General features: G+C 55.5%; 7 protein-coding genes. 2 read left to right on the top strand and 5 right to left on the bottom strand.

Features of this window, described 5'->3' with window-relative positions; translation table 11 throughout:
• Positions 1-8: 8 nt before the first annotated feature.
• The 5 genes from GT409_RS08680 to GT409_RS08660 form a co-directional block, all read right to left on the bottom strand.
• The gene (locus tag GT409_RS08680; protein ID WP_160628709.1) at positions 9-980 is read right to left on the bottom strand and encodes an outer membrane protein; all 972 of its coding nucleotides are present in this window, start codon (positions 978-980) and stop codon (positions 9-11) included.
• A 12-nt stretch (positions 981-992) separates the two neighbouring features.
• Complete coding sequence (locus tag GT409_RS08675; RefSeq protein ID WP_160628708.1) at positions 993-6,341, bottom strand: fibronectin type III domain-containing protein; 5,349 nt, start codon at positions 6,339-6,341, stop codon at positions 993-995.
• A gap of 17 nt (positions 6,342-6,358) precedes the next feature.
• The gene (locus GT409_RS08670; RefSeq protein WP_160628707.1) at positions 6,359-7,183 is read right to left on the bottom strand and encodes a hypothetical protein; all 825 of its coding nucleotides are present in this window, start codon (positions 7,181-7,183) and stop codon (positions 6,359-6,361) included.
• 5 nt (positions 7,184-7,188) lie between these two features.
• Entirely contained in the window at positions 7,189-8,265 is a 1,077-nt protein-coding gene (locus GT409_RS08665; protein ID WP_160628706.1) for a tail fiber domain-containing protein, read from the bottom strand.
• A 218-nt stretch (positions 8,266-8,483) separates the two neighbouring features.
• Positions 8,484-9,188, bottom strand: a complete 705-nt coding sequence (locus tag GT409_RS08660) for an HAD family hydrolase (RefSeq protein ID WP_160628705.1) — start codon at positions 9,186-9,188, stop codon at positions 8,484-8,486.
• Between the two features lie 318 nt (positions 9,189-9,506).
• Between GT409_RS08660 and carA the strand changes: the two genes are divergently transcribed.
• Both carA and guaA read left to right on the top strand, forming a co-directional pair.
• Complete coding sequence (gene carA / locus GT409_RS08655) at positions 9,507-10,610, top strand: glutamine-hydrolyzing carbamoyl-phosphate synthase small subunit (RefSeq protein ID WP_160628704.1); 1,104 nt, start codon at positions 9,507-9,509, stop codon at positions 10,608-10,610.
• Complete coding sequence (guaA, locus tag GT409_RS08650) at positions 10,607-12,154, top strand: glutamine-hydrolyzing GMP synthase (protein ID WP_160628703.1); 1,548 nt, start codon at positions 10,607-10,609, stop codon at positions 12,152-12,154. Before carA ends, guaA begins: the two co-directional genes overlap by 4 nt.
• Positions 12,155-12,159 lie beyond the last annotated feature (5 nt).

Genomic DNA, 12,159 nt, shown 5'->3' with positions numbered 1-12,159 from the left:
GGCGTACGTTACTCGAAGAACAGTCCGCAACGCAATGTATAGCTGTCATCAGACTGCAGCTCGCTGACCATTCCGTCGACTTCCTGCTCGAAGTCTTCAAGCCGCACATACGCAACTCCGCCGAAAATCCCCCAGCGCTCGCCCAGTTTATACTGCAGGTCAGCGGAGACATATGCGCCGAAGAGCCAGTCTTCGTCCCAATCCGACCCGCTGCTGTACGCTCCCTGCTCATACGAAAAGTCGCTCTGAATCCAGGCAACCGTTCCACCGGCAGATGCAGTGAAGCTCAGCTTTTCGGCCAGATCAAAAGAAAGAGTCGGACCCAGGTCAAAACCGAAGATATCGGCCTTAATTTCTCTGAAGACCACCAAACTTTCTCCGACGGTATAGGACACCGTTTCGGTTGTCGGGGTGTCGCCAATCACGGGATATCCCGGAGTTGGTGTCGGATAGCCGTCATAACTGCCCGTGAGCAATGCACCGGAAGAATACAGATAGGTATGGTTCTCCGTCCGGGTGGTTGTGGTGCTGACCGAGGCGCTGTCCAGTTCGATGCGCTGCCAGCGAAATGCCGCACGCAGACCGATGTTGAGTCTGTCGTTATCGGTGAGGTTTTCCTTCCAGTAAATTTCGATGGAAGGCTGGCCTTCGGACTGTTCTCCGGACGCTTCCTGCGCATCGATAATCGTCTGGGAGCTGTGCAGCGTAAGCTCACCGGGAACACTGATATCCGCACCATCGGCGGTGTCATAACCGTAGTACCGGGTCTGGTCAGGATATCCAGGGATATTATCGGAGCGGACATACCCGTCGTCATACGTGCGGTTGCCGGCAGTATCCGGACTGCTGAGACTGCCCTGCGTCCGGGCGGCATTTCGAAAGTCAGCTTTAAAGTTAAACGAAGCACCGGCACTCACGCCGACTTCGGCGCGGGCGCTCACTGCGGAACATAAAACGAATAGTGCGATTGCCTGTTTCATCTCAAATCTCCCTTAGTCGGCTTTGATAACCCGATAAACCCGTGAGCTGCCTGCCGGTTCGGTCACCGGCGGGCCGGAATCTACCCACTGAACCTGTTCGGTCAGAGCAGTAATCGGCGGATACGCCGTTTTCCACGGACCGGCCGGAGTCTCCGCATATTGCACATAATAGGTGGCGCCGATTTCGGCATTAAATGCGATCACAAAGGTGGAACCGCTCTCTACGGTTCCAATGAGTGTAATTTCGTTGGCCTCATCGAGTACAACATCCGGATGTTCGAGGCTGAGCGACACCGAAACCGTTCCGGTGGGAGTCACGCCCATCGCCGCCGTGTAGTACTGGAGAGTGAAGTCCATCGCAACCCCTCCCGCAAGCGTGCCGACCCAGTGGATTTCTGCGTTGCCGTCGGAATCGGTTCCGGTGGCATTGTAAAGGGTCGCCCCGTCCGTAATATTCGAGACCGTCAGCGTCACCGATTGCGCCGTATTGCCTGAGGTATTCGTTACGCTGACCACCTGCTCAAACAGGCCGTTACCCAGATTAAACGTAACCGCGCCCGCACTCCAGGCCGGTTGATCATCAGTGACCACCAGCTGAATCGTATTGTCCACATAGAACCCTGTATAGTCGGTCTCGGTCCATTCGCGAATAGTAATCAGAGCCGTCCCCGACATTCCCGCAGTATAGACAAAAGTCAGCGTGCCGGAATTTTCATCCAGCGCCGCCGAGACCAGAGCCGGATTGCTGTTGGAAATGATCTGATAGCTCTTGTCCGTTCCATGGAACAGATCGCTCAGCTCCAGCTCATCGCCCGAGCCGGCACTGACCAGACCGTTGGTGATTTCCTGTTTCACATACGGAGTATTGGTGCTCACCGGGACTTCAATCAGGTTGGAGTCAAAACTCGACCCATAGAGATTGGCCGCGCGAACGCGGTACCAGTAGGTCACGCCATCCACCAGGCCGGTCACCAGACAGGCCGTGTTGCCGCCGGCATTCCAGTTCGTATAGATTCCTGTCATGGCCGTGAAATTGGTCGACTCTGCCACATCCACAAAATAGTGCGTTGCGGTTTCGTCGTTGCTCTTCCAGCGGGCGACAAACTGTGAGTCCGTAATGTCGACCGCAGAGCGGGCGGTGGGCGGCAGCGGCACCGGCCGATAGGTGTAACCGTTGGTCAGCACGACCGATCCAAACCCCGACTCAACCACCACATTGCCGTTGGTCTGAACCGGCGGCGCCACACTGGACGAAACCGTTACGCTGTGAACGGACTGCGAAACAATCGCGGCCGAAATTCCGCACAAGGTTACATTTGTAATGTCGCTTCCATTTCCAAGCCACAGCCCGTCAATGACAACTTCGGTTCCTCCGAATACCGTTCCGCTATCCGGTGCGACATTCGTAATCACACCAAGCACATCAAATGTATTCGTGATGGCCGCAGCGTTCCAGTTTCCGTCACCGCTCTGGCTTGCCCGCAAACTGACCGTTCCGGCCGAGGAAAAGCTGAGGTTGGTGCCGCTGCTGATCGATGCCGGTCCCGAAATCACCGCAAAGTTCACACCCAGGCCCGATGTCGCCGTGGCAGCCAAACCAATTTGATTGGTCACAGCCTGAGTTCCAAGGCTTGGAAAACTAATCGTCTGATCAGCTTTCACAACGGTGAGTGTGTCCGTCGCGGTTCCGCTGTTCCCGGATGAGGAGGTAAGCGATCCGCTGGTATTGATAAAGCTGCCGACAGCAGTCGCGGTGACATCCACCTGAACGATCCCACTGGTACCGGCGGCCACAGAGCCTCCGGTGTAGCTGATGGATCCGGAGCCCTGAACAGCCGTGAGGGTTCCACCGGTCAGTGTGGTGGACGCATTGGCCGGAGAGGCAACCACCAGCCCGGCCGGGAGGTTGTCGGTGAAATCAAGTCCTATGGCATCCAGAACACTGGCCGTATTATCGATCGTGAAGGTCAGCGTGCTGGTTTCCCCGTAGGCCACGGAGTCGGGGGAAAAGGTCTTAGAGAAGGTCGGCGGCGGTTCAATCACCAGATTCGCGGTCGCGGGATCCGAACGAGTCAAACCATTCGCCGTAAGATCACTGGTCGAAGCAAAATAGGTGCCCGCAGCCGCATTGGCCGGCACCTGGACTTCGACATCGAAAGTGACATTTTCGCCGGGCGACAGCTCGCCGCCGGTCAATGTCAGGAAAGATGTACCGGACATAACAGATCCTTCTCCCAGAGGACTCTCCGGAAGAGTGACCGCAACCAGCCCTGTCATGATGCTGTCGAGATCTTCTGAAAAACGCAGAGCTGACACCGTATTGGTCCAGGGATTTGAAAGGCTGAACGTCAGCGTTGCCGACCCTCCGGCAACGGTGGGGCCATCGAATGACTGGCTGAACGGCAGAAGCTGAAGCACTTCCAAAGTATCACCGGCCGCACTTCCGCGTACATCCAGCCCATCGATCGAACCGGTCAGGATGCTGCTGGTGAACGAATAGTTTCCGTTCGCCGTATTCGCCGGAACGGTTGCAATAAGCCGTACGTTCGCTGATGCGCCGGCGGCAAGAGATGCCCCGGAAACAGTCATCAGCGATGCCCCCCCTACGGATAGGCCTCCCTGGATTTCGTTGAAGAGGATTTGCCCGAAGGTCATCCCCGATATGACGTGATCCAGATCGACCGAAAACCCAATATTGGATGCCGTGCGGGAGGCGTCCAGATTTTTGAGGGTCAATTCAAAAACGGTTTCATCACCGGGCTTCACCAGATCGTCTCTTATGTTCAGAGTGAGCAGAAGACGCGAGGAGTTCACCTCTAAAACATCCGTCGCCGGGCCCGCAGTGACCGAAGCACCGGCCTGCGTCGCGGACAGCAATCCGGATACGCTGCGATAGGCACCATCGCCCGCGCCAACCGGCACGGCGACCGGCACGTCAATCACGGCGGTCTGCCCATGAGGCACGTTTCCACCGATGTAGGTTAAGGTGGTCGTCCCGCTGAGAGTCCCGCCGCAGCTGTCCTGTGTGACCGCACCGGCCACCGCGAGCCCGCTCAGCGCAGAACTCAGGTCGTCCGAGAACGAGTTAATCGCGGCATCTTCCGCGGGATGGACATTCTGAATGACGTACCGAAGGGTCCCGGTTTCCCCGGCAATCAGCGGATCATCCAGAAACTCTTTTGTAAAAATCAGCGAGGAAATCGTGAGGTCGTCACTGGCAGTGGAAGCTGTCGTGGCCATCCCGGCAATATTGGCAGCTACCAGACTGGTACTGCTGACAAAACTTCCGGCAGATGCACCGGCAGGAATGTTCAGCGTCACTTGAAAGGTGCGGCTTTCGCCCGGCGACAATGTTCCGTTGTTCAGAGTCAGAAGCGTATTGCCGGCGCTTCCGGATAAGGAAGATCCCGCACCGCAAGGCGGATCCGGGATGACGGGCAGGTTTGCCGCGAGTCCCGCCAGGGCCGTGTTCAGATCATCCGTAAAGGTGATCTCCGTGGCAGGCGCGGTCGCCTCTTCCGGATAAGACAGCGTGTATTGCAGCGTCACAGTGCCGCCCGGAGCCACCGGATCACCAATAAATTCCTTGGTCAGCATCGGGGCCGATATCACCACAAGAGCATCAGACGCTGCCGCGCCGTTTTCAGGAGAAGCGGTAAGCTCACTCGTTGTGCTGATGTATTCTCCGGAAGGAAGTCCCGATGGAATATCCAGCACCACATCGAAACTGCAGGAATCGCCCGGCTGCCCGGCAGGCGCCAGACTGCCGCCGGAAAACATCAGCAGGGTCGGATCAGGAGGAAGGTTGGGATACGGCGGCGACGGCAGGCTATCATTCGGGTCTGTAATGGTCAGCATGGACCCAGGACCGCAAATGTCGGTGAGCGGGGCCGGGCTCAGTCCATCCTCAGCCACTAACGATTTCGCGGCCATTCCGGGAATGGCACCTTCGCGATTGATCATATTTCCACCAATATCATCGGTAAATGCAATATTGGTCACACTGGCGGAAGGATCCTGATTCGTGAGGGTATACCGCAAGGTTACAGTCCCGCCACCCGTGGTCGGATCATCAATAAATTCTTTGGTGAAAACCGGGGCGGAGGAAATAAACAGGGAGTCTCTTGCCGCTGTACCACTGACCTTCACGCCGTCCATCCATCCGGTAACCGGACTCGTCGCATTTGTGTAGGCTCTGGAAGTCGCCGAAACCGGAACCTGCAACGGCACACGGAAGCTGCGGGTTTCCCCGGAGCCCAGCGTTCCGCCGCTAAGCACAATCTGCGACCCCACGTCCAGTGTGGAGCCGGGCCCGCAAATATCGGTCAACATAGAACCGGAAGCAATCAGACCGGACAGTGTTACATTCAGATCATTCGTAAAAGAAATCTGCGTGGCCGTGGCGCTCCGGCTGCGGTTAATGATCGTAAATTCAAGCGAAGCATTCGTACTTCCCGGTGACACTGGATCATTCAGGAAGGATTCTTTGAGAATAAGCTGGTCTTCAGCAACATTCAGTGTGGTTCCGGCCAAGCCAACCGACGAGTAGTCCGCCAGCATTTCCGGCCCGGAACTAACCAAGGAACCGATCGATTCCGGAACCACATCCACCGTAACCGTGCGAACGGCTCCGGCCGGCAGGACTTCGAACCCAGCAAATGTATTACCCAAAGCCGCCAATGAAATCATATCTGTTCCTGGAACTGCTGTTATCGTTGTATTAGGAGAAGTGGTATTAACACAATCTGTCCAGGCATTAGCCGGATCTGCAATCACCATCCCGTTCGGAAGATGATCTGAAAACGTAACAGTCCCAACCACCGAAGCATTCAATGTATTATCGATCGTATAGGTTAAAGTGATTCTTCCTCCATAACCGACTGATGCCGGCGAAAAGCTCTTAGAAAATCCCGGCCGGGAAGTTGAAACCGTCAGGTCATCCGAGGCCGTTCCGCTACTGCCCTGCGACGACGTCAGCACTCCGGACACACTGGAATGGGTTCCCGGGGTCGAACTGGTCACATTGACGGAGATCGTACAGGAACTGAAGGCAGACACTTTTCCATCCGAAAAAACAATGGCACTTCCTCCGTCCGGAGCACTCAGCGTTCCCTCGCCGCCATCAATCAAAGCGTTGGCCGGACTGGCAATGATGACCCCGGGAGGAAGAATGTCTGTAAATGCCAGCTCCCTTGCCGGAACCGACGACCCATTACCGATTGTAAAGGTCAATGTGCTGTGATTATCAGGCCCGATGGTATCAGGCGAAAATACTTTGGAAAAAGCTGCCTGAGCGTTCGCGCTGGAAATTGCCCCGAACAGGCAGGCGCATAGAGTGGATAATAGAGAAGAATATTTCATGAAAACCTCGCCCGGGATTACGGATTAACCTTAATGCGATAAAAACCATGTGGATCGAGTGGTTCTTCAACAGAAACCGACGTAGAAACAGCGGCGCCATCCAATCCGGATTCGGTTGTGGCAAACCCTGCTCCGACTTCCAGCAGATTGGTTGAATACTGGAGTTCATAGGTCCGGCCATTGACGCTGCTCCACGTGAGATATACCTCACCGGTGGCTGGATGATTGCGGATGTACTCCGTGATTTTCAACAGGGAGTTCGAGTCCAGGGGATCCGTCATTGCATGATACTCATTCCAGTTGGATGCCCCGTCGCCATCCGAATCGCCATAATCCTCGGAGTGGTCGCTCGGCAGTCCCTTAGACGCCAGCCACTCTACCGGAATGTGAGCCATTGGCTCCGCTTGGCTTGGATCCAAAAAGTCAGCCACGCCATTTGTATTGGCATCGAAGCTGCCCTCCCCGCGGTCCGTAATTCCGTCGCCGTCTGTATCACCAAACCCGGTCGCCAAGTTGACATCGGAGATCGAGGAAATTTCTTTTGGGATCGACAGAGAAGATGGCTTCACAAAATCACTTTTGTTAATCCAATACCGGCTTACACTCAGCGTACCGGTTGCAGCCAAACTGGACATCGAGTCCAACTGAAAATCCTGACAGGAAACCGATGCGTTATCGATCACCATCACGGCGCCGTCTGTTACGGTGATCTTCCCGGACTCGACCATCAAATCATCCTGACAGACCAGAGCACCTCCGGACTGAATCACCAGGTCGGAAGCCCGGCCCGGAAACGTCACTACGGCCAGCAAACTTAATATGGACAGTACCCGAATTTTCATGGCGTTTACTCCCCACGGTTCTGCTGTTCAAGCAGTTCCAGACGTGTCGACAGCGATTCAATGAGAGCGCTTTGTGCCTCGACCTGTGCGGTCAGTTCAGCCTCCCGGCGCCCCTGCTCCTGAACCACCCGGGTCAACAGTGCGGAAAAATCCATGGGCGACAGCCCATTGCGCCCGTTGCTTGCCACAATTTCGGGAACATCCTCCGCAATAAACCCTAGCTGGGTTTCATCATCACCAATGTAGTTGTAATAAACCGGCTCGAGCTGCGCAAATGCGGCCATGGCCTCGTCGGTGGAAATGGGGTCAATATTTTCCTTTAGCGCCCGGCTGCTGGCGATCGTCAGTGTGCCGCCGATATAGGCAGACCCTGCTACATGCAGTGTATTCGAGGCGATCGTTCCGGAGGGGCCGATAATCAAACCGACCGCGTTATTTGTAGCCTCTACGTGGAGCATGGCATTCGGAGATAACAGGCCAACACCAACCTTCCCGTCTCTCAACACCAGATTATTCTCCGTCCCCCCCGGAAAAACCCGGAACGGAAGAGCACCGCCCCCTGTAACATCCCGAATAAAAAAGTTGGCTTCATTACCCGCAACATCCCAAAGATATCTGGACCAACCGGCGCTCCCGTCCTGATCCAGCCGGATCGTCGGGGTATCTCCAGCAGCAATGTGCAGGTCTTCAGCCGGATTATCCGTCCCCAAACCTATCTGCCCGGAGTCTTCCACGTAGAGAGAGCTCGACGGAGCGTTGGCTTCTACACGAAAAACCTGCCGACCGGCATCTGAATCCTCAATCGCAAAGTAATTGGCACCCCCATTTCCCGAATCATTAATGATAATCCGCCAGTCCCGCGTAGGAAACGAACCTGAGGTACTGGTGTCCTGGAAGTGAATGCGCAGGTTGTTTTCCTTCAGTCGGACGGTATCAAACCCAAAGTTTTCACCGTTCACCGCATCCGTTCCGATCGCAAGCGACGACCCGACAACCAGATCATCATTTATGAGCTGATCGGCGCCAACAAGCCCTGCTCCAACCAAAACCGCCCAACCTGATACTGCAATTTGTTTACGCATGACTGATCCCTCTTATCTTTTTCTTATCAAAAAATCTTCACTATTTGGGTTAAGTGGTTCGCACCATAAAACGAAACCTGAAGCCTGCGCAAACAAAAACACCATCATTCAACTCACATTTACAAAGACGCCACAATGTATCCTCAAATAAACCAATAAAAAAAGCTGAGCGGAAATCCGCTCAGCTTTCTCAATCAGTATCCTGCCGAAACGACAACTCAGTGCCGGCAGACCATATCCAGGATTTCTGCCGGAGTCATTTCGTCCAGCGAATCCATAATAATTTTGGCTCCGGAGAAATCTTCGAAGGAGGTGTACTCATCCGGAATCGCCACACAGGTGGCTCCGGCAGTCATGGCTCCGCGGCAGGCTCCGGCAGAAGTCACCAGCGCAATCACCGGAATTGTATCCTGCTCACGCTGTTTAAGGAAACGCAACCAGTGGTCCGCACGCGGAAAAACCGCTTCCTGACAATCCTGAGCAACCAAATCGACTCCCAGTTCGTCCAGGCCCAGCTTCTTCATCAACGTACCGGCCAATTCCTCTCCCCACGGAGAAAGCGCAACCACTTCGATGTTCTTTTCCTGAGCTGCTTTGATCAGCGGAGGAAGAGCCGGGTTTAATTCGAGGTCACTCTCAAAAAACTTCTTCATTTCAGACTCCGCCTGTTCGGCAAGCTGATCACCAGTCGTCAGGTTGCGACCGGAGTTGTCAATCATCGCCTGAATCGCGGCTGCCGGACGAGCCGTCAGCCCGCACTTGGCAAACAGAGCCTTGGTCACATCCATATCTTTGGACTTCATGACCTTTTGAAGAGTCTCAAACATAGCTTTGCGACCGGTTATCGCCAACGTTTCCAGCTCGAAAAACAGGACTTCGCGCACTTTTTTGCCCGCGGATTTGGCAGCTTCAACATCACTCATTAAAAATACTCCTCGCTGGGGACTGAACCCCGGTTATCGGTTATTTGGTTATCAGCTAACCGGCTCTGCGACAACACACGGAAGTTCATTCTCGTCGCAAACCAATAACCTTTAACTGATAACCGCATTCGGAACTCCGGTTCCGAGTGCACTTTTCTCAAAAACAGGGGCACAGTGTATGCATCCGCCCCCTTCCCGTCAAGCTCTGTAAAAATATCACCAAGTCGGGGGGCGAAAAGGGTTGCAAGCCTCCCTTCGGATTGTGATGATGTGCGGAATTTTGGCGGAAATCAGAACAATTATTTGGACACGGTTAACATGAAAAAAGCGATTATCGCACTTGAAGACGGCACCTGTTTTGAAGGCCGGGCGTTTGCCGGAAGCGGTGAATTCTATGGCGAGCTGGTGTTCAACACCTCGATGACCGGCTATCAGGAGATTCTCACCGATCCTTCCTATAATGGTCAGATCGTCACCATGACCTATCCCCTGATCGGCAACTACGGGGTGAACCCGGAAGATGCGGAATCACGCGCCGTATTCGCCAAGGGGCTTGTCATCGGCGAATGCAGCCGCATCGCCAGCAACTGGCGCTCCACCATGCCGCTTCCGGAATACCTCGAACAGGCCGGCATCGTGGGAGTCGATCAGGTCGACACCCGCGCCATCACCCTGCACATCCGCGACAAGGGAGCCATGAAGTGCATCATCTCCACTGAAGATCCCGACAAGGACAGTCTGGTCGCCAAAGCCAAAGCCTCTGAAGGCCTCGTTGGTCGTGACCTCTCTACAGAGGTCAGCATCACCGAGCCCTACACCTATCCGGAAGGCGGCAAACCGGACGCCAAGTTCCGCGTGGCCGTCATCGACTGCGGCATTAAACTCAACCAACTGCGTATTTTTGATGAGCTCGGCTGCGAATGCCGCGTTTTTCCGAACGGAGCCTCCTCCGCAGCAATCCTCGCCTGCAAACCGGACGGCCTCTTTGTCTCCAACGGCCCGGGCGACCCGGCCGGCGTACCGCAGATTGTCAAAACCGTGATGGAACTGGTTGAAGCGCGCCTTCCAACCTTTGGAATCTGCTTCGGTCACCAGATGCTCGGTCTCGCACTCGGCGGAACAACCTATAAGCTGAAATTCGGCCACCGCGGCGGAAACCAGCCGATTCAGGACACCCGCAGCAAAAAGGTCGAAATTGCTTCGCACAACCACGGGTTCTGCATCGACGCCGACTCCATCAATCCCGAAGTCGCGGAAATCAGCCACATCAATCTGAACGATAATACTGTTGCCGGACTGCGGCATAAAACTCTGCCGCTCTTCTGCGTGCAGTATCACCCCGAGGCCTGCCCCGGCCCGCACGACCCCTTCTACCTCTTTGAAGAATTCATGGAGCTGATGGAAAAGGAAAAACGCTCATGAAACATACTGAATGGATTGCCATCCTGGATTACGGCTCACAAGTCACTCAGCTGATCGCCCGCCGGATCCGCGAACAAAAAGTTTACTGCGAGATTATCCGCTTTGATACGCCGGCGGAAGAGCTCAAGACCCGCGCACCGAAAGGTATTATCCTTTCCGGCGGACCGTGCAGCGTTCCGGATGCAGACTCGCCGAAATGCGACCCGGCCATTTTTGAGCTCGGCATTCCGGTCCTCGGAATCTGCTACGGCATGCAGCTCACCGCCCACACGCTCGACGGTTCCGTTCATCCCGGCCAGAAACGTGAATACGGCAAAGCCATGATGAAAATCACCGGCGACTCTCCCCTTTTCCAAGGGTTGGAACCCGATCTGCAGGTCTGGATGAGCCACGGCGACAAAGTTGAACAAATGCCCGCCGGATTCGAAGTTGTCGCCGAGTCCGACAACTGTCCCTTTGCTGCGATGCAGCACCCCGAAAAAAATATCTTCGGCGTGCAGTTCCACCCCGAAGTCGTCCATACCCCGCAGGGCAAAGAAATGCTCTGGAACTTCGCCTTCCGTATCTGCAAATGCGCCGGCGACTGGGAAATGAGCAAATTTATTGAAGCCAACGTGGCCGCCATCCGCGAAAAAGTCGGCGACGACCACGTCCTGCTCGGCCTCTCCGGCGGCGTTGACTCCTCCGTCGTGGCGGCCCTGCTCCACAAAGCCATCGGCGACCAGCTGCACTGCGTCTACGTCGACAACGGCCTCATGCGCTACCGCGAAACCGAAGAAATCGAAAAACTCTTCGGTGATGCTTTCGGCATCGACCTGCACGTCGCCCGCGCCGGCGACCTGTTCCTCAGCAAACTCGAAGGCGTCTCCGATCCCGAGCAAAAGCGCAAAATCATCGGAACCACCTTTATTGACGTGTTTGCTGAAAAAGCGCGCACGCTCAGCGACAAAGTCAAATATCTCGGACAGGGAACGCTCTATCCCGACGTCATCGAATCGGTTTCCCCGATCGGCGGCCCGTCGGCCACCATCAAGAGCCACCACAATGTGGGCGGGCTGCCCGACGACCTGCAGTTCGACCTCATCGAACCGCTACGTGAACTCTTTAAGGATGAAGTTCGTGCCGTCGGGCGCGAGCTCGGCCTGCCGAGCTATGTCGTCGACCGCCAGCCCTTCCCCGGCCCCGGCCTCGCCGTGCGCATCATCGGCGACATCACGCCCGAGCGCATCGACGTGCTCCAGCAGGCCGACCTGCGCGTGCGCGAAGAAATCATGAAAATGGACAACCACCTCGACGTCTGGCAGTACTTCGCCGTGCTGCTGCCGATCCAGTCCGTCGGCGTAATGGGCGATGACCGCACCTACGAAAACGTCGTCGCTGTTCGCGCGGTCGAAAGCCGCGACGGCATGACCGCCGACTGGTACAAACTTCCTTATGATGTGATGGATTCCATTTCCAACCGGATCATCAATGAAGTCAAAGGCGTCAACCGGGTCTGCTACGACATCAGCTCCAAGCCGCCGTCCACCATCGAGTGGGAATAAGATTC

It is taken from the genome of Tichowtungia aerotolerans (genome assembly GCF_009905215.1).
In the GTDB taxonomy this organism is placed as follows: Bacteria; Verrucomicrobiota; Kiritimatiellia; order Kiritimatiellales; family Tichowtungiaceae; genus Tichowtungia; species Tichowtungia aerotolerans.
The sequence above is the reverse complement of the archived record's forward strand: the minus strand, read 5'-3'. Positions and strand labels throughout refer to the sequence as shown.